Origin of the sequence: Staphylococcus parequorum (assembly GCF_039237145.1) — a bacterium.
GTDB lineage: Bacteria > Bacillota > Bacilli > Staphylococcales > Staphylococcaceae > Staphylococcus > Staphylococcus equorum_A.
This window is the reverse complement of sequence record NZ_CP150682.1, coordinates 2,370,675-2,391,996: the sequence shown is the minus strand read 5'-3', so window position 1 is coordinate 2,391,996 and position 21,322 is coordinate 2,370,675. Positions and strand designations below refer to the sequence as shown.

Sequence of the window (21,322 nt, the reverse complement as noted above, 5' to 3'; positions counted from 1 at the left end):
TATAATTATTAATTCATCCTTTGCTATAATGCATGAATTGATGATTGAATATACAATTTTATGTAAAAATAATAAAGGATATTTTATTTTTTAAATCAGACAAAATTATCTTGTATAAACGTAGTGAATTATGTCATTATATATGTAAGGGCTTACATAGAAATTGAGTTGTTTATAGATATGTTAAAGCTTGATTTATGTTGATGTATCGGCTTATAAGTAGCATCAAGGGAGCAGTTTTAGAAAATGGTTTCAGTTGAACTCTAAATACGTTATGCTATGAACAAGTATCGTTTTAGAGTTTAAAAAGACTCTTAAAATATTTCAAAGGGGAGATATCATGTCAAGATCAAAAGAAATCATAGAAGTAACAAATCATTACGGAGCACAAAACTATGTGCCACTTCCAATCGTCATATCGGAAGCAGAAGGTGTTTGGGTTAAAGATCCAGAAGGTAACAAATATATGGATATGCTATCTGCGTATTCAGCTGTAAACCAAGGTCACAGACATCCAAAGATTATTCAAGCATTGAAAGACCAGGCAGATAAAGTTACTTTAGTGTCTCGTGCATTCCATAGTGATAATCTAGGCGAATGGTATGAAAAAATTTGTAAACTTTCAGGTAAAGAAAAAGCATTGCCAATGAACACAGGAGCTGAAGCGGTTGAAACTGCATTAAAAGCTGCACGTCGTTGGGCTTACGATGTTAAAAATATTGAACCAGATAAAGCAGAAGTAATTGCATTCAATGGTAACTTCCATGGTCGTACTATGGCACCAGTATCATTATCATCAGAACCTGAATATCAACGTGGATATGGTCCATTATTAGAAGGATTTAATAAAGTTGATTTTGGAGATATTGAAGCTGTTAAAGGCGCTATCAATGAAAATACTGCTGCAATTTTAATTGAACCAATCCAAGGGGAAGCTGGAATCAATGTTCCACCAGAAGGTTACTTAAAAGCAATCAGAGAATTATGTGATGAACACAATGTCTTGTTTATTGCCGATGAAATTCAAGCTGGTTTAGGTCGCTCAGGTAAATTATTTGCAACAGACTGGGATGACGTTAAACCAGACGTATACATTTTAGGTAAAGCATTAGGCGGCGGCGTATTACCAATTTCAGTTGTATTAGCAGATGAAGAAGTATTAGGCGTGTTTACACCTGGATCTCACGGTTCTACATTTGGTGGTAATCCATTAGCTTGTGCAGTTTCAAATGCTGCATTAGATGTTATTATCGATGAAGATTTACCTGGTCGCTCATTAGAATTAGGGAATTATTTCAAATCTGAACTACAAAAAATAGATCATCCTGCAATTAAAGAGGTTCGTGGTCGTGGTTTATTTATCGGAATTGAATTAAATGAAGATGCGAGACCTTATTGTGAATCATTAAAAGAAAAAGGTTTATTATGTAAAGAAACACATGACACTGTGATCCGTTTTGCACCACCACTTATTATTTCAAAAGAAGAATTAGACTTTGCATTAGACAAAGTGAGAAGCGTTTTCGAGTAAATTTATAGTAAAAAAATATAAGTTTTGAAAACTCTTTAAAAAGCAAAATGTTATGTTACAATTATCATGAAAGCGAAATCATTAGTTACGAAAAAGAGGCGAAATGAATCATGACTGAGAATAATAATTTAGTTACTTCTACGCAACAAATTATTAAAGAAGCATTGCATAAACTGGGATTTGACGATGGTATGTATGATTTAGTAAAGGAACCTTTAAGATTCCTTGAAGTTCGAATTCCTGTCCGTATGGATGATGGTACTGTTAAAACATTTACTGGTTATCGTGCACAGCATAATGATGCTGTTGGACCAACAAAAGGTGGAGTTCGTTTCCATCCAGATGTTGATGAAGAAGAAGTTAAGGCCCTATCAATGTGGATGACATTGAAATGTGGCATAGTGGATTTACCGTACGGCGGAGGTAAAGGTGGAATCATTTGTGATCCAAGACAAATGAGCATTCATGAAGTAGAACGTCTATCTCGTGGGTATGTGCGCTCAATTTCTCAATTCGTTGGACCAACTAAAGATATTCCAGCACCAGACGTATTTACAAACTCTCAAATTATGGCATGGATGATGGATGAATATAGTTCATTAGACAAATTCAATTCACCAGGTTTCATTACTGGTAAACCAATTGTTTTAGGCGGTTCACAAGGCCGTGATCGTTCAACAGCTTTAGGTGTAGTAATTGCTATTGAACAAGCTGCACAAAGAAGAGGACTAGATTTAAAAGGTGCACGTATGGTAATTCAAGGTTTCGGTAACGCAGGTAGTTTCTTAGCGAAATTCTTGTACGACATGGGTGCGAAAATTGTTGGTATCTCAGACGCTTATGGTGCATTACATGATCCAGAAGGTTTAGATATTGACTATCTATTAGACAGAAGAGATAGTTTTGGAACAGTAACTAATTTATTTGAAGAAACAATTTCAAATAAAGAATTGTTCGAACTTGATTGTGATGTGCTGATTCCGGCAGCAATTACAAATCAAATTACTGAAGATAATGCAGCAGATATTAAAGCTGATATCGTGGTTGAGGCTGCTAATGGTCCAACTACACCGCAGCAACACGTATCTTAACTGAACGTGGCATTCTACTTGTTCCTGATGTATTAGCAAGTGCTGGTGGCGTAACTGTTTCATACTTCGAATGGGTACAAAATAATCAAGGTTATTATTGGACAGAAGAAGAAGTAAACACTAAATTACGTGAAAAACTTATAACTGCTTTTGATACAATTTATGAATTATCACAAAATAGAAAAATTGATATGCGTTTAGCTGCGTTTATCGTTGGTATTAAACGTACTGCAGAGGCAGCACGTTACCGTGGTTGGGCATAAAACGTAGAATAGAGTATAAATGGTTTGAATAGTTATTGATTTAGATACAATAAAAAGTACCCACTATTAATTTTTAATAGTGGGTACTTTCTATTTATTACAAGTTATTTTTTAAGAGAAACTTCCTTTTGAAATGTCGACAGAGTCTTATGAGTTTGTCGACATTTTTTGGTTAGTATATATGATTTAATAATCTATTTCTTGATATTCGATTGCCCATTTTCTAAGGCTGTGAGTACTAGTAGAAACTTTACTCATCTTTCGGTTAATGAATAATCACTTATTGTACTTTATATTCTCTTCAAAGTAGACATTTAAAAAGTGAAAACCTTGAAGTTTTTTGTATGTTACACATGGAATATATATTAAGCTTATAGTTGTTATTAATATTGATTTAATTTATAGCGCTATGGTATTTATTTTCTGAATTATCAGACTTGTCTAACTTTTTTAGTTATGCTATTGTAAAAAAGAATATTAATCGCTAAATAATAAACTCCACCTTATAAACCATATAAAGAAAAGGATGACGAGCCGATGTAAGATTATCTTTAATTTAAAACAAAAATTAAATAATAAATTAATTCAAGGAGTAATATCTGATGAATAAATCATCGTTTCGTTTTTTATGGATTGGTCAATCTCTCGCAAATAGCGGAGACGTTTTTTATATGGTGGGTTTAATAGCAATAATATACGAATTAACAGGCTCTGTAACTTATATGGCTTTTGTACCTTTTTTTATAACGGCATCAAGGTTTGTAAGTGGCATCGTCGCTCCTTTAATTATTGAACGAGTCAGGTTGAAGGTACTTTTAGCTTATTCCCAATTGGGTAAAACAATAGCTACAATTATACTTATAGGTTATATAGAAGTTTTTTCTTCTTTTAACACATCTTTTTTAATTTTTTTCTTTGTAATTACCATTTCCTTTTTAGACGGATGGGCAAATCCAGCGAGAAATGCTTTTATTCCAATATTAGTCGAACAAAATGCTCTGGTGAAAGCTAATAGTTTTCTTGCTATTCTTGATCAAACAATTCGTTTAGGAGGATGGGCAGTTGGAGGAATGCTTGTTGCTATTATAGGGGGAGTAAACGTTCTTTGGTTTACATTTTTCTTGTTTGTAACATCAACTTTTATGATGTTTTTAATTCCTAGTATTGATAAAAATATAGTGAGCGATGAACAATCAATAAAACTATCAAATTGGGAAGTATTAAAAAAAGGATGGGTAACTATTTGGCAAACACCCACTTTACGTACTATTAGTATTGTAGAATTTTTTGAATCTATTGCAAATGTGGTATGGGTAGCTGCAATTATGTACGTGTATGTAGATCAAGCTCTGCAAACTGGAGAACAATGGTGGGGGTATATAAACGCGACTTTCTTCTCTGGATTAATGATAGGTGGATTTTTAAGTTTGAAATGGTCACATTTAGTAGATCGACTTTCCAGTAAAGTTATTTTAGTTGGAGCTTTCTTAGCTAGTTTAACAACTCTAATGTTTGGTTTAACGTCAACTCCGTGGATGGCATTAGTATTATCCTTATTATTTGGTTTGGTAAATCAAATTAAGGATGTTGCTCAAGAGACCTTGATACAGAAGAGTGTGGTTCATAGACTTTTACCTAATATTTACTCAGCAAAAGACGCTTTAATAACTGCAATTTTCGGGGTTTCCTCTCTGATTTTAGGTAATTTGACCGACTTATTTGGTGTGAGATTCACATTTATCTTAGCTGCAACACTACTATTTATATCTTCGATTATTCTGATTATAAATAGAAAGGATATTTGAGTAATCTATAATAAATGAAAAGGAAAATACATTTATTATTTGTTTTACACCTAAATAAAATATCAAAACATAAACACACTTATATGATTTTAAAAGGAGGGATTCTATGTTTAAAACAAAGATTAATGACAATTTAAGCCTTAAAATTTTAGAAGAAAGAGATACTCAAGCACTTTTTAATATAGTTGATAATTCAAGAGACTATCTAAATGAATGGCTTCCCTTTGTAAAATTCACGAAAACGAGTGAAGATACTAAGCAATTTATAAAATCTGGGTTAAATCAGTTTATAGAAAATGATGGGTTTCACTGTGGCATTTGGTACAACGAACAATTGATTGGTGTCATCGGATTACATTATATAAATTGGTTGAATGAAAAAACATCTATAGGCTATTATATTGATCAAAATTACGAAAATTTAGGAATAATGACAAAATGCACAAAATTTTTAATTGATTACTGTTTCAATGAAATAAATTTGAACAGAATTGAAATACAAACAGCGACTAAAAATATTAAAAGTCAAAAAATTCCTCGGAAATTAGGGTTTAAACAAGAAGGCATTTTAAGAGAAGATGAAAAATTGAATGGAAAATTCGTTGATAGTTATGTATTTAGCTTGCTTAAATCTGAATATAACAATTAAAAACTAAATTTTTCAGAAGATTATAGTTACCGAAGCTCACAAATAAAAAACTTAGATTTTAAACTAATGTTTTAAAAAACAGACAAATCAATTGCTAGAAAAGCTTTTGATTTGTTTTTTTATAGATATTATATCCTCGAAACACTCTATATCTATGAAAATTATTACTTAATTCTTTTTGAAAATTCAGGGTATCTCTATTTGTTGATACAGTACATATATTAATTTATTTTCTTTTGAGAAAGGGCAGTTTATTGTACAGGTTCCTTACTCGTTAATAAAGCACTAGCCGAATACCACAGGTTGAGGATGTCCTACACAGGAAAAGCGTACACAAAAAAATGCCAACAAAGTCACAGGCTTCGTCGGCACACACTAAAAAGTTAATTTAAAAACTAACTTTTTAAGTAAATGATTTTAATAAATTCAATAGTTAAACCATATATCCAGTAATGGGATGGTTATTATATAATGATATTTTCTTCAACACTGATATTTTTACCAGCAAATTATTCTTTGTCATAAAAATTTGCTGGTAATGTTTTCACAAAAGTAAATAAAACTATCGTCTGCAACGTTACCATTATTAACAAACCCAATCTTATATAAGGGTGGTCTATCATGAAAATTGAAAAGCCGATAACTATATAAAGGCTCAACAAAAGTTTGAACTTATCCTTCAAAGTATAGCCTTTGTTTTCTTTAAAACTTTCAACATAATTCACATAAACTTTTGTTTGTACTAACCATTTTTCAAATTTATCAGAGCTTTTAGAAAAACAAAGTACTGCAACTAATAAAAATGGTGTAGTTGGTAATAATGGTAATAAAACGCCAGCAAAACCAATGACTGTAAATAACACACCAATAATAATTAAAAAATATTTCAAAAAAACACTCCTATTGATAGCTATTATCAATAATAAACTAATTCATCACTATAGTAAATAACATAACATTTTACAGGATGGTTTTTATTATGGTTGTTAATATAGGCATTTGTTATTGTTAATAAAAAGTTTTATTTTACTTGTGCTTCATTTTCATTAATTACTTGCTTATATAAATCAGGATAATTTGTAAAGACGCCATGTACGCCATAATCATTTAGTCGTTGCATATCTGCTTTTTCATTAACAGTAAACGGATGCACTAAAAGACCTGCTTTTTTGAGGTTATGCACATTTTGTTTTGTTAAATCTGTATGTTCGGGACCTACACCAACTGCATACTGTTTGATCGCATTAAAGTCTTGTTGTGTCATACTAGGTAATTCACCCTTATCTAATAAACGTACAAGAGGGATATTAGGGTTTAGGTTTTGTAGCTTTAATAAGCTTTCTTGTGAAAAGGATTGAAGCATAACATGTCCATTTTCAAGGGATTCACTATTAAGTAAATTGTGTTTATTTAATGTGTCTAGAAGTTTTTCCTCCATGCCAGGGTAAACATCGGGCGATTTAGTTTCAATATAATAATTGGCATCTGAACCATAGCGTTGGAAAATCTCATCTAATGTCGGCACTTGGACACCTTCATAATTTGAATTTGCATATTGAGGATTTGTCGCATTAAATTTACTGCCTGCATCTAATTTTTTCAGTTCTTCAAGTGTATATTGATCGACTCTACCTGTACCATTTGTAGTTCTATCAACAGTTTCATCGTGCATTGCGACGAGGTGACCATCTTTAGTCATTTGTAAATCAATTTCTATATATGATGCGCCTATAGCATTATGGCTCTTATCATAAGCTGCTAGTGTATGCTCTGGTGCATAACCACTTGCGCCTCTGTGAGCGATTGTTGTGAATTTTTCACCTGTTAAATTATGTAATTCGTTCTGCTTATTATTTATACCGTTTGATTGAGGGCTTTGTTGTGAATGAGAAGCATTCTGATTTTCCATCTGGCTGCCTTTACCACTGGCTTGAATGTCTGGAGATGCACCAAGACTCAATAATGATGTTACCGCAATACTTGAAATGATAAATTTACTGACGTGTTTCATAATGTTGTCACTCCTTAATCTGAACTGTAATCTCATAGTACAAAATAAAATCAGAAATAAGAATAGGATTTACAACATATTTATTCAAACTAAATAATGTTTAACGTATAATTACAATTTATAATAAAAAATTACAAATAGAAGCATGTTACTGTACCTTGTAGAGCTTATACAAGTTGTTTCTCAGAAGCGTTTCTCCTTATTAGAATGTTATTAACTAGTAATACTGTCATTGCGTCATAGAGCACTACACCGGTGTTTATAACGACTTAAAAATATGTAATAAAAAAGAACTGGAAAACCGCTTATTTAAGCACGATTTCCAGTTCTTTTTGTTAATGTTGTTGCTTTATTATATTGATTTGTTGTTTTACTGCTTCTTGTCCCGTTGAACCATAACTGATTCTACGACTTACACAGTTTTCAGGTTTTAAGTAATCATAAATATCCGCTTCGATACTGGCATGTGCGTTTTGATATTCTTCTAACGGAACGTCTAATAAATAAACGTTATGTTGTATAGACCAAAGCACAATTTTACCAACGATTTCATGTGCATTTCTAAAAGGCACACCTTTGTTGACTAAGTAATCTGCAAGTTCTGTTGCATTTGAGAAATCATTGTAGACAGTTTCTTGTAAGTGATCCACATTCACCGTCATTGTATCGATCATGCCTTCGAAGATACGTAGGGAACCTTTAAGTGTATGCACAGCATCAAAGAGTCCTTCTTTATCTTCTTGCATATCTTTATTGTATGCTAACGGTAAACCTTTAAGTGTCATAAGCATGCTCATAAGATTACCTGTCGTACGTCCAACTTTACCTCTAATTAATTCTGCCATATCAGGATTTTTCTTCTGCGGCATGATGGAAGAACCAGTTGAAAATGCGTCAGATAAAGTTATGAAATTTGCTTCTGCTGATGACCAAAAAATGATTTCTTCAGCAAAACGAGAAAGGTGAACCATAGTTAATGAAATGTTGTGTAACGTTTCAACAATGTAATCTCTATCACTTACAGCATCCATACTATTTTCATAAAGTGCGCTAAAGTTTAATAAAGCTTGCGTTTCATGACGATCAATAGGATAAGTCGTGCCACTTAATGCAGCTGCACCAAGAGGGGAGATATCGATACGCTTCAAGCTATCTTGGAAACGTGATTTATCTCTTTCTAACATCCAATAATACGTCAATATATGATGTGCAAACGATATTGGTTGTGCTCTTTGCAAATGCGTATAACCTGGCATGATGGTATCGACATGTGCTTCGGCAACTTTTACAATTGTTTGTTGGAAAGCAGTGATGGATTCAATTAAGTAGTTAACTTCTTCTTTTGTATATAAATGCATATCAGTAGCAACTTGATCATTTCTACTACGGCCAGTGTGTAATCTACCGCCTGCATCACCGATACGTTTAATTAATTCATGCTCGATATTTAAGTGAATATCTTCTAAAGAGACATCTAAGTTTAAATTACCTTGTTCATAATCAGCTAAAATAGCGTTTAAACCATCTATAATTTGTTCGCAGTCTGAATCAGAAATAATACCTTGTTTGGCTAACATCGTTGCGTGGGCAATACTACCTTGGACATCGTATTCAATTAATGCTTTGTCAAAGTGGATAGAAGCATTGAATTCATCGACCCATGCTTCTGGTTGTTCACTAAATCTACCACCCCAAGCTTTACTGCTCATCGTTATATCCACCATGTAACATAGAATTTACTTTAGTAGGTAGGCCAAAGATATCGATGAAGCCAACTGCTGATTCTTGATTAAACGCGTCTTCTTTTGTATAAGTAGCTAATTTTTCATTATATAGTGTATGTGGTGATTTTCTGCCATTAACGATTGCATTACCTTTGTATAATTTAATACGTACATCACCTGTAACATATTGTTGCGTACTATCGACGAATACTTTTAAGCTATCTGTTAATGGAGAGAACCATAAACCATTATAAATTTGTTCTGAGAATTGTTTTTCGATTACAGGTTTGAAATGTGCTACATCTTTTGTAAGGGTAATTGTTTCAAGTGCTTTGTGCGCTTTTACAATTACTTCTGCTGCAGGTGTTTCATAGACTTCTCTTGATTTAATACCTACAAGTCTATTTTCTACATGGTCAATTCTACCAATACCATGTTTACCAGCTAATTTATTTAAATATAAAATGAGTTCACTTAATTTATATGATTGACCGTCTAAAGCAGTAGGGATACCTTGCTCAAATGAAAGTACAATTTCATCTGAATCATCAGGTGTGTTTTCTAATGCGTTAGTTAAGTCATATGCATCTTCTGGTGGTGTAGCGTATGGATCCTCGAGGATACCACATTCGTTACTTCTACCCCATAGGTTTTGGTCAATTGAATAAGGAGAATCATGTTGAATTGGTACCGGAATATTATGTTTAATTGCATAATCTATTTCTTCTTCACGACTCCAAGCCCATTCTCTAACTGGAGCAAATACTTTTAGTTCTGGATCTAAAGCTTTAATTGCTACTTCAAAACGAACTTGGTCATTCCCTTTACCAGTACAACCATGTGCAATACCAACTGCATTTGTTTTGCTAGCAATTTCTACTAATTTTTTTGAAATTAGTGGTCTTGATAATGCAGATACTAATGGATAAGTACCTTCATACATTAAATTACCTTTAATTGCATATGATACGAAATCTTGACTGAATTCTTCAGTAGCATCAATAATGTGACATTCACTTGCACCCATATCTAATGCTTTTTGATGAACGATGTCTAAATCCTTACCTTCACCTACGTCTAAACAACAAGCTACAACGTCGTAACCTTTATCTAATAACCATTTTACTGCAACACTTGTATCTAAACCGCCTGAATATGCTAATACTATTTTCTCTTTCATAATTTCCACCTCTAATTGATATTTTTAAAATTTGTTTTTTTATTTGATATTGAATAGTATAGCAGATGTCCAATGAAAATAAAACCACTTTTATACATAAATATGCAAAAACATTCAGAAGATCTTATTCATAAAAGGAAGCATTTATGTTATGAATATTGGAAAAACATTAATTAAAGGGTTTTATCTATATGTATATAATAATGAATAAAAAAATTGGAGCGCTAAAGATAATTAGCAAAATTGTCATAATTTATGACTGATTATAGGCTAGTTGTTTGAATAGTCAAAATAAACTTAGTAATATTATATTGAAACTAAAAACACTGGAGGCAATATCAAATGACTCATATTCAATTAGATTATGGTAAAACTTTAGAATTTTTTGGAGAACACGAACTACAACAACAAAAAGATATCGTTAAATCAATTCATAAAACAATTCATGAAGGAACAGGCGCTGGTAGTGATTTCTTAGGTTGGATAGACCTTCCTGTTGATTATGATAAAGAAGAGTTTTCACGTATTTTAGAAGCTTCTAAACGTGTTAAAGAGAATACAGATGTATTTGTAGTAATTGGCATCGGCGGTTCATATTTAGGTGCACGTGCAGCTATTGAAATGTTAACTTCTTCATTTAGAAATAGTGATGAGTATCCAGAAATCGTCTTTGTAGGTAATCATTTATCTTCAACATATACACAAGAGTTAATTGATTATTTAGATGGAAAAGATTTCTCAGTCAATGTAATTTCAAAATCTGGTACAACAACTGAACCAGCAGTTGCATTTAGATTGTTTAAACAATTACTTGAAAATAAATATGGCAAAGATGAAGCGAAAAAACGTATTTTTGCAACTACAGATAAAGAAAAAGGTGCATTAAAAGAATTAGCTACAAACGAAGGCTATGAAACATTTGTTGTGCCTGATGATATTGGTGGCCGTTATTCAGTATTAACTGCAGTGGGCTTATTACCAATTGCGGTTGCTGGAATTGATATTAAAGCAATGATGGAAGGTGCGGCTAAAGCACGTAAAGAATTGTCATCAGAAAACATAGAAGACAATATTGCTTATCAATATGCAACAATCCGTAACGTTTTATATGCAAAAGGTTATGACACTGAAATGTTAATCAACTACGACCCTTCAATGCAATATTTCAATGAATGGTGGAAACAATTATTTGGCGAATCTGAAGGTAAAGACTTCAAAGGTATTTACCCTTCAAGTGCAAACTATACAACGGATTTACATTCTCTTGGCCAATATGTTCAAGAAGGACGTCGTTTCTTATTTGAAACAGTAGTAAAAGTAAATAATCCAAAACAAAACATTACTATAGAAGAAGATAATGATAATTTAGATGGATTAAATTACTTAGCAGGTAAAACAATAGATGAAGTGAATACAAAAGCTTTTGAAGGTACACTATTAGCGCATACAGATGGTGGCGTTCCAAATATTGTTGTTGATATTCCTCGTTTAGATGAAGAAACATTTGGTTATATCGTATACTTCTTCGAATTGGCTTGTACAATGAGTGGTTACCAATTAGGCGTGAATCCATTCAATCAACCAGGCGTTGAAGCATACAAACAAAATATGTTTGCTTTATTAGGTAAACCTGGATTTGAAGATAAAAAAGCAGAATTAGAAAAACGTTTATAATACAATAAATTATTGCATTAAAACGATGCTTTAATGAAAGACCCATTCCAAAGATAAATTTGGAATGGGTCTTTTCTATATTTATAACGCTAAAATGTATAATAATTAGCTATAATTTTTCAAGCATATCATGGTCATCAATACTATAAGTCTCTGACATGATGCTTTTTTCGTTCTTGAGACTGATTTATATTAAATCTAGTACTTTATAGTTTTAAAAACAGGATGTTACACTTATAATTATAATCAATAGAAATGATGGAGATGGGTTAGATGACAGAAGAACAAGTACAATATTGGTTTGATTTATTCGGAAACTTAGGATATATTGTAGGTTTTTTACTGCCATTTATTGAAGCCTTTATTCCTATTTTGCCAATCATTGTATTTGTCATTGTTAACGTGAATGCTTACGGTTTTATCATCGGAACTTTATTGGCTTGGATAGGCACAGTAGCTGGTAGTTATATTGTGTTCCTATTTTTTAGAAGGCTTACGCATACACGTTATATGAAGAAAATACAACAACGTACATCTGTTCAGAGATTGATACATTTCATTGATAGAAAAGGTGTCCTTCCAATTTTTATTTTAATGTGTTTTCCATTTACACCAAGTGCACTAGTCAATATTGTCGCAAGTTTATCGCATATTAAAGCACATGCCTATTTGACCGTTCTTATAGCTTCAAAATTCGTTATGATTGGGCTTGTAGGTTGGTTGGGGAATGATATTACAACCTTATTCACAAGTCCTATAAGATTGATAACTATCATCATCGTCATTTTAATAGTATGGTTTGTAGGACGAAAAATAGAGAAACATTTTATGCATTCTTCAGAGGAGTGACAGCGTGCGATTTATATTAAAACATTTGATTTCCATAATATTTGCGATTATTATTGTACTATTGATACAAGCGTTTGTAATTACAGGTGCTGTCATAAAGGATGATAAGATGGCACCAAACCTTAAACAAGATGATCGAATTATTGTAAATAAGATTAAAACTACATTTAACTTATTAGATAATAATGATATTATAATGTATCGTGAAGGCGATGAAATTCAATTTAGTAGAATTATCGGCAAACCTGGGCAATCTATTGCGTATAAGAACGGGACGTTATATAGAGATGACAGGACAGTTGATGAGCCTTATGCGAGCAGTAGTATAAATGATTTATCACTTAGAAATATTAAGCAATCTGAAGGAGATATCATTCCCCCGAATGCTTATTTTGTACTCAATGATAATCGTGAAAATAAACAAGATTCTAGAACGACTGGATTTATACAGAAAGAAGATATTATTGGAAATGTGAGTTTGAGATATTTTCCATTTGAAAAATTCACAGTGAACTTTAATTAAATAGACGAGGTGTAAAAATTGAAAAAAGAGATATTGGAATGGATTGTGTCGATTGTCGTTGCAGTAGCGTTAGTATTACTAATTGTAAATTTTGTGGCAAAACCATATACTGTTAAAGGTGATTCCATGGATCCTACGCTAAAAGACGGCGAACGTGTCATGGTCAATTTGTTTGGTTATAAATTTGGCGATATAAAAAATGGTAACGTCATTGTCTTTCATGCAAATAAAGAAAGCGACTATGTTAAACGCGTTATCGGTACTTCAGGCGATAACGTTGAATATAAAAAAGATAAATTGTTTGTAAATGGTAAAGAAGTAGAAGAACCATATTTAGATTCAAACAAAAAAAATAAACAATATGAATATATTACAGGTAGCTTTGAAACAAAAGATTTAAACCAAGTAGATGGAAAAAATAAAATTCCTGAAGACAAGCTACTTGTGCTCGGTGATAATCGTGAAGTAAGTAAAGATAGCCGTTCATTTGGTTTAATAGATGAAGATCAAGTCGTTGGTAAAGTATCATTTAGTTTCTGGCCACTTAATGAAATGAAATTTGGTTTTGATCCTGATACAGATCAAAATAAATAATAACCGAATTTAAGGCATAGATACCTAATATAATAAAAAAGTGCTAATCTGTTAATTTAATGGATTAGCACTTTTTTTATATAAAAATCTATGACATTAAATAAGTTTCATTCATCGGTGTAGTGGTAATTTAAATCAGAGATGATTAGGGAATTTGAAAATACATATGAAGGTTCATTTTGTTTTTATAAACAACTGGTTCACATACTTAACAGAGTTGGAGAAATCAGGTGAAAGATTCACAATGTACAAGCTTTTCTATGTTAAAATGTGAATCAAAGGAGTGGAAGTTTGCCATGGAATTAAATGCTTATATTGGAAGAGCAGGAACAGGGAAGTCACATGAAATCATTGAAGAAATTAAAAGTAAAATGAAACAAGATCCACTAGGTGATCCCATTGTATTAATTGCTCCTACGCAAAATACTTTTCAACTCGAACAAGCATTTGTAAACGATCCTGAACTAAGTGGTAGTCTTAGAACAGAAGTGCTACACTTTGAACGTTTGAGTTACCGCGTGTTTCAAGAAGTCGGTGGCTTGATGGAACAACAGTTATCAAAAGCAGGTACAGAGATGATGATTTATGATATCATCCAACAACATCAAACAGAGTTGAAACTTTATCGCTCTCAAGTTAAATACTATGGTTTTAGTGAAAAACTTTATGAACAAATACAAGATTTTAAAAAATATGCAGTTTCTCCAGAACAATTAGAGGAATATATAGCTGCAAATCACTTACAAACACGCACGAAACATAAATTGCAGGACATTGCGCTCATTTATAAACATTTAGAAGATAGAATAAATGGTGAATATGTATCAACTGAGGATTCTCTTCAACGCTTTATAACGATGATGGATCAATCTGAGTGGTTGAAGCGAGCTGAAATATATATCGATGGTTTTCATAACTTTTCGACGTTAGAATATCAAATTATTCGAAGCTTAGTAAGTTATGCGAAAAAGGTTACCGTGGTGTTAACTACAGATGGAGACAAAGATACGTTTAGTTTATTTAGAAAACCATCTGAATCTTTAACGCATATTGAAGACATCGCTAATGACTTAAATATTAAGGTGAATACTAAACATTTTAACGAAACAAAGCGTTTTAACAATAATGATTTAACACATTTAGAGCATAACTTTAATGCATTGCAATTCGAGCCAATCCAGGTACAAGGTAATATTGAAATTCTAGAGGCCTCTGTAATGCGTGAAGAAATTAATGAAGTAGCGCGTCGTATATTGAGAGAAAACCGCGAACAAGGTCGACGTTTTCAAGATATCGCAATTTTATATAGAGATGAATCTTATGCATATTTAATGGAATCGATTTTGCCGCAATACGATATTCCATACAATATAGACATTAAAGAATCTATGACGCATCACCCTATTATGGAAATGATACGCTCACTCATTGAAGTTATACAAACGAATTGGAATTTTGATCCACTCATGCGTCTATTTAAGACAAATATACTATCTAAAAAGTTTAAAGATAGTCATTATCTTATTGATATTTTAGAAAACTTTGTACTTGAACGGGGTATCTATGGCAAACGTTGGATTGATGAAAAATACTTCCATGTTGAACAATTTAGGAAAATGGGCTTAAAACGCCAACCATTAACTGATGAAGAACGTGAAACGTTTGAACGTGTAATTCAAATGAAAACAGATGTTATTGATAAAGTGATGATGTTTGAAGAAAAAATGAATACTGCTACAACTGCAATTGAATTTGCGACAGCTTTTTATGAAGCGATAGAAGCATTTGATTTACCAAGTCAATTGATGACAGAGCGAGACACATTAGATGTTGAGGGTGAACATAAAAAAGCAGAAGAAATTGACCAGATATGGAATGGTTTTATTCAAACATTGGACGATTTAGTTACTGTTTTTGGCGAACAGACTATGACTCAGACACGTTTTTTAGAATTGTTTGATATTGGATTAGAGCAATTAGAATTTGTGATGATACCACAAACGATTGATCAAGTGAGCATAGGGACAATGGATTTAGCTAAAGTTGATAACAAAGTGCATGTATACCTTGTCGGTGTAAATGATGGGGTCATGCCACAAACCGTTTCATCATCGAGTTTGATTACAGACGATGAAAAGAAATACTTCCAAGAACAGTCAACGATAGAATTGAGTCCAACGGCAGATATATTACAAATGGATGAAGCATTTGTGTGCTACATTGCTATGACAAGAAGCCGTGCAGCTGTAACATTTTCTTATTCTTTGATGAGCACAAGTGGAGATGAAAAAGAACCGAGCCCATTTTTAAATCAAATTCAACAGTTATACACAAATTTAGACATTGAAAATATTCATCATCAACACCAAGCTAACCCATTGTCATTAATGGAACATCCACATCAAACTAAAATTGCATTATTTGAATCATTAAAAGCATGGTTAGATGATGAAATTGTCGCTGACACATGGTTAGACACATATCAAGTGATGAGAGACGATGATAACTTAAACGATGGTTTGAGTTATTTATTGTCGGCATTAACGTATGATAATGAAACAGTACAATTAAGTGAATCATTGTCTACAGATTTATATGGTAAGACGATTAATGCAAGTGTATCCAGATTTGAAGGGTATCAGGCCTGTCCATTTAAACATTTCGCATCACATGGCTTACGACTTAACGAACGTACAAAATACAAACTTGAAAATTTTGAATTAGGCGATATTTTCCATCAAGTGTTGAAATTCATTTCAGAAAAAGTGAATGGTGATTTTAAAAACTTAAACACGAAGCAAATTCATAAATTAACAGTAGAGGCTTTATCTGAAATACTACCTGAAGTTCAATTTAACTTGTTGAATTCAACGGCTTACTACCGTTATTTATCACAACGTATCGGTGCTATAGTTGAGACAACATTGACTGCGCTCAAATATCAAGGCAGTCATACAAAATTCACGCCACAACGTTTTGAAGCAGGGTTTAGAAGAAAGCCACGTGATAATAGTGAATTGTTAGCTGAGCCATTGAAGACAACACAAGGTGTTCCAATCAACATTCGTGGACAAATTGACCGTATTGATACATATCAGCATGGTAACCAAAGTTTTGTGAATATTATTGATTATAAGTCTTCAAAATATGGTGGAACACTGGATTTAACTAAAGTTTATTATGGTATGCAAATGCAGATGATGACGTATATGGATATCGTGTTACAAAATAAATCACGTCTAGGTTTAACAGAGATGACTAAACCAGGAGGGCTTTTATATTTTCATGTACATGAACCGCGTATTAAATTGGCGTGGAACCAATTAAACGAAGATAAACGAGATACAGAGTTTATAAATTCATTTAAATTAAGTGGGTTATTAAATAGTGATGACTCTGTATTAGACGCTTTTGATACAAGATTAGAACCAAGTTATAATTCTGATATTGTACCACTTGGATTGAAAAAAGACGGAGGAATTAAAAGTAACAGTAAAGTTGCTGATGAAGAAACAATTTATAAATTAATAAAGCATAATAAAAAGAACTTTATTGAAACTGCATCCAGTATTATGGATGGCCATACAGAAGTTGCACCGATGAAATATAATCAAACGTTGCCTTGTGAATTTTGTAATTATAAATCTGTATGTCATGTAGATGGTGCGATTGATAGCAAACGTTATCGTACTGTAGATGAGTCGATTAATCCGTTAGAAGCAGTGCAAAATGTCGAGTTAGAAAGCGAGGAAGATGAATTATGAGTCAAATCTCAGCAAAGCCAGCTGATACAAGATGGACTGATAACCAATGGAAAAGTATTTATGCCAAAGGACAAGATGTACTTGTAGCTGCGGCTGCAGGATCAGGAAAAACAGCTGTTTTAGTTGAGCGTATTATTCAGCGAATTATCAAAGATGAAATAGATGTTGATCGCTTACTTGTAGTGACTTTTACAAACGCAAGTGCACGTGAAATGAAACATCGTGTAGATCAACGTATTCAAGAAGCATCCATAGCATCACCTGATAATGCACATTTGAAAAATCAGCGTATCAAAATTCATCAAGCACAAATTTCTACACTCCATAGTTTTTGTTTGAAATTAATACAACATCATTACGATGTTTTGGATATTGATCCTAACTTTAGAACAAGCAGTGAAGCGGAAAATATTTTACTGCTTGAACAGACGATTGATGAAGTATTGGAAAGTCATTATGATGTGTTAGATCCAAGTTTCGTAGATTTAACAGAACAGTTATCATCTGATCGAAATGATGATCAACTACGAAATACGATTAAACAAATGTTTTATTTTAGCGTGGCGAATCCAAATCCCATAACTTGGTTGCAAAATTTAGCTACCCCTTATTATGATGCGGAGCAACAAGATGATTTACTACAATTACTGAATGATTTAGCAATGATTTTTATGAATTCAGCATTAGAAGCGTTGAATAAAAGTTATGATTTATTCATGATGCTAGAAGAAGTAGATAAACAAGTAGCTGTATTAGAGAAGGAACGACAATTTTTAAATCAAGCGATGGAAGGCGGTCAATTGAATACGCAAGTCATTGCTGAACACCAATTTGAAGCGCGTTTTCCAGCTAAGAACAAGAAGATTAAAGAAGCGAATGAGATGATGCTTGATGCATATGATGATGGTAAAAAACACTATGATCAATATAAAGCATTGGTCTCAAAAGTTCAGGAAGATTATTTTTCACGTGAAGCTGAAGAATTGAAACATGATATGCAACGCTTAGCACCGAGAGTATCATATCTAACACAAGTGACAGCAGATGTAATAAAGCAATTTAATTCGAAAAAAAGAAGTAGAAATCTCTTGGATTTTTCTGATTATGAACATTTTGCGTTGCGTGTATTAATGAATAATGACGGTACGCCTTCAGAAATTGCGGACATGTACCGCCAACAATTTGAAGAAATTCTTGTTGACGAATATCAAGATACGAACAGAGTTCAAGAGAAAATATTATCGTGTATTAAACGAGGTAATGAATCAGATGGCAACTTATTCATGGTCGGTGACGTGAAACAGTCTATCTATAAATTTAGACAGGCAGATCCAAGTTTATTTATAGGAAAATATAATCGTTTTTCATTAGATGGCTTAGAAAATGGTATGAGAATTGATTTATCACAAAACTTCCGTTCAAGAGAAGAAGTACTGACAACGACTAATTATTTATTCAAACATATGATGGATCAAGCAGTAGGGGAAATTGTATATGACGATGCGGCACAATTGTATTATGGCGCCCCTTACGATGATAAGCCTCATGATGTTCAGATGAATATGTTGGTAGAAGATGCTGAGTCTGATTTAAACGGTGCAGAACAAGAAGCTGAGTATATCGTTCAGCAAGTTGAAAAAATAATGGCTAAACATGAAATATATGATATGAAATTAGAGCAATATCGTAAACCAAGCTATAAAGACATCGTGATACTTGAACGTTCATATGGCCAGGCGCGTAAGATTCAACAGGCGTTTAAAGACCACAATATACCGTTCCATGTGAATAGTAAGGAAGGGTATTTTGAACAAGTAGAAATACGGTTGATATTATCATTTTTAAGAACAGTTGATAATCCATTACAAGATATCTATTTAGTAGGATTAATGCGTTCTGTGATTTATCAATTCACTGAAGATGAATTATCAAATATTCGCGTATTTAGTCCTAATGATGATTATTTTTATCAATCAATTAAAAATTATATGGCAAATGATGTTGCAAATAAAAAATTGGTAAAAAAATTAAATGCGTTTCTAAAAGATATAGAGATGTATCAACATTATAGCCAAAGTCATCCAGTTTATCAGCTGATTGATAAGTTTTATAATGATCATTATGTGATTCAATATTTTAGTGGAATTGTTGGAGGCAAAGGGCGTCGCGCCAATTTATATGGGTTATTTAATAAAGCAGTAGAATTTGAGAATTCCAGTTTCCGTGGTTTATATCAATTTATACGTTTTATAGATGAATTAATAGAACGTGGTAAAGATTTTGGAGAAGAAAACGTTATTGGTCCAAATGATGATGTGGTTAGAATGATGACGATTCATAGTAGTAAAGGGTTAGAATTTCCATTTGTAATATATTCTGGGTTATCTCGTAAGTTCAGAAGAGATGATTTACATAGACCAGTGATCTTAAATCAAACTTATGGTTTAGGAATGACTTATTACGATGTGGAAAGTAACTTATCATACCCTTCGCTATCATCCGTTACGTATAAAGCCATTGCAGAAAAAGAAATGGTCTCTGAAGAAATGAGACTCATATACGTTGCGCTCACACGTGCAAAAGAACAATTATTTTTAATTGGACGTGTTAAGGATGAGAAGGAATTAACTCAGTTTGAACAAGTTTCTGTGTCGGATACCCATTTGCCTGTAAGTTATCGACTAACTGCGCAAAGACCGATTGATATGATTTACCCAATATTGTCAAAACATCAGTCGTCTGCTTTACCGATTGAATTGCGTTTTGAACGCTCAATTGGTGACATCGATGCAACGATGAAACCCTATGTTCAATTGAATACAGATTTTTATCAAGATATTGCATCAGAAGCGGTAGTAGAAGAAAGTGAACGTCGCACGATAGAAGATATTGAGACAATGAATACGAATGATGAAGCAATTAAATCACAAATTCATCAACAGCTGAGCTATACGTATCCGTATCAAGATGCTATCGATAAACCTTCGAAGCAGTCCGTATCTGAATTAAAACGTCAATTAGACACGGAACAAGCAGATACAAATTATGATAGAGTGAGACAATATCGTATAGGAACATCGTCTTATGAAAGACCTGGCTTTTTAAGTCATAGCTCTAAAAGGAAAGCAAATGAAGTTGGTACACTGATGCATACAGTGATGCAACATCTACCATTTAAACGCGACGGCCTATCACAAAGTGAATTACATGCACATATTGATCACATGATTGAAAAACATATCATACCGGAAGATGCGAAAGACGATATTCGCTATGAGGATATCTACACTTTTATTGATAGTAAACTCTATGCAACCATTGCATCCAGTGATGAAATATATCGTGAATTACCATTCGTTGTGAATCAATCCAATGTGGATCATTTAAAAACAGTTGACGAAGATGCTTCAATCATTCAAGGTATGATAGACCTTATATTTTTAAAAGATAATCAATATTATTTTGTAGATTATAAGACAGACGCATTTAATAGACGTCGAAATATGTCAGATGAAGAAATTGGTGCTCAATTAAGACAGCGTTATAAGATACAGATGGAATATTACCGCACCACACTAGAAACAATATTAAAAACCGAAGTTAAAGGATATTTATATTTCTTTAAATTTGGTCAACTTACAATTGATACTTAAATTTCCAAAAG

13 protein-coding genes and 1 pseudogene are annotated in these 21,322 nt (G+C 32.7%); 10 read left to right on the top strand and 4 right to left on the bottom strand.

Annotation, left to right across the window (positions count from 1 at the left end; genetic code table 11):
• The first annotated feature begins 340 nt into the window (after positions 1-340).
• The 4 genes and pseudogenes from AAA453_RS11700 to AAA453_RS11685 all read left to right on the top strand — a co-directional run bounded on the left by AAA453_RS11700 (position 341) and on the right by AAA453_RS11685 (position 5,339).
• Entirely contained in the window at positions 341-1,531 is a 1,191-nt protein-coding gene (locus AAA453_RS11700) for an ornithine--oxo-acid transaminase (protein WP_069833038.1), read from the top strand.
• A gap of 110 nt (positions 1,532-1,641) precedes the next feature.
• Positions 1,642-2,885, top strand: a pseudogene (locus AAA453_RS11695) (Glu/Leu/Phe/Val family dehydrogenase).
• Positions 2,886-3,487: 602 nt separating this feature from the next.
• Positions 3,488-4,690, top strand: coding sequence for an MFS transporter (locus AAA453_RS11690; protein ID WP_069833040.1), 1,203 nt, complete (start codon positions 3,488-3,490; stop codon positions 4,688-4,690).
• Positions 4,691-4,796: 106 nt separating this feature from the next.
• Positions 4,797-5,339, top strand: coding sequence for a GNAT family N-acetyltransferase (locus tag AAA453_RS11685; protein WP_427705125.1), 543 nt, complete (start codon positions 4,797-4,799; stop codon positions 5,337-5,339).
• A 509-nt stretch (positions 5,340-5,848) separates the two neighbouring features.
• On the opposite strand, the gene AAA453_RS11680 is transcribed toward AAA453_RS11685, so the two are convergent.
• The 4 genes from AAA453_RS11680 to AAA453_RS11665 all read right to left on the bottom strand — a co-directional run bounded on the left by AAA453_RS11680 (position 5,849) and on the right by AAA453_RS11665 (position 10,254).
• Positions 5,849-6,229 (bottom strand): YbaN family protein, encoded by a 381-nt coding sequence (locus AAA453_RS11680; protein WP_069818007.1) that lies wholly within the window; start codon positions 6,227-6,229, stop codon positions 5,849-5,851.
• Positions 6,230-6,360: 131 nt separating this feature from the next.
• Entirely contained in the window at positions 6,361-7,350 is a 990-nt protein-coding gene (locus AAA453_RS11675) for a glycerophosphodiester phosphodiesterase (RefSeq protein WP_427705122.1), read from the bottom strand.
• 335 nt (positions 7,351-7,685) lie between these two features.
• Positions 7,686-9,059 carry an argininosuccinate lyase gene (gene argH / locus AAA453_RS11670; RefSeq protein ID WP_069833043.1) on the bottom strand — a complete coding sequence of 458 codons (1,374 nt, stop codon included), beginning with the start codon at positions 9,057-9,059 and terminating at the stop codon, positions 7,686-7,688.
• Positions 9,049-10,254, bottom strand: a complete 1,206-nt coding sequence (locus tag AAA453_RS11665) for an argininosuccinate synthase (RefSeq protein WP_427705120.1) — start codon at positions 10,252-10,254, stop codon at positions 9,049-9,051. Before AAA453_RS11665 ends, argH begins: the two co-directional genes overlap by 11 nt.
• 342 nt (positions 10,255-10,596) lie before the next feature.
• Here AAA453_RS11665 and AAA453_RS11660 point away from each other — a divergent pair, with 342 nt between their 5' ends.
• The 6 genes from AAA453_RS11660 to addA all read left to right on the top strand — a co-directional run bounded on the left by AAA453_RS11660 (position 10,597) and on the right by addA (position 21,311).
• Entirely contained in the window at positions 10,597-11,928 is a 1,332-nt protein-coding gene (locus tag AAA453_RS11660) for a glucose-6-phosphate isomerase (protein WP_069833045.1), read from the top strand.
• Positions 11,929-12,201: 273 nt separating this feature from the next.
• Positions 12,202-12,777, top strand: coding sequence for a TVP38/TMEM64 family protein (locus tag AAA453_RS11655; protein WP_069818012.1), 576 nt, complete (start codon positions 12,202-12,204; stop codon positions 12,775-12,777).
• 4 nt (positions 12,778-12,781) lie between these two features.
• Positions 12,782-13,300, top strand: coding sequence for a signal peptidase I (gene lepB / locus AAA453_RS11650; RefSeq protein ID WP_427705118.1), 519 nt, complete (start codon positions 12,782-12,784; stop codon positions 13,298-13,300).
• An 18-nt stretch (positions 13,301-13,318) separates the two neighbouring features.
• Positions 13,319-13,894, top strand: a complete 576-nt coding sequence (gene lepB / locus AAA453_RS11645; protein ID WP_069818014.1) for a signal peptidase I — start codon at positions 13,319-13,321, stop codon at positions 13,892-13,894.
• A 296-nt stretch (positions 13,895-14,190) separates the two neighbouring features.
• Positions 14,191-17,658, top strand: a complete 3,468-nt coding sequence (gene addB / locus AAA453_RS11640; RefSeq protein ID WP_427705115.1) for a helicase-exonuclease AddAB subunit AddB — start codon at positions 14,191-14,193, stop codon at positions 17,656-17,658.
• Positions 17,655-21,311, top strand: coding sequence for a helicase-exonuclease AddAB subunit AddA (addA, locus tag AAA453_RS11635; protein WP_427705113.1), 3,657 nt, complete (start codon positions 17,655-17,657; stop codon positions 21,309-21,311). The genes addB and addA overlap by 4 nt, the downstream gene beginning before the upstream one ends.
• Positions 21,312-21,322: the final 11 nt, after the last annotated feature.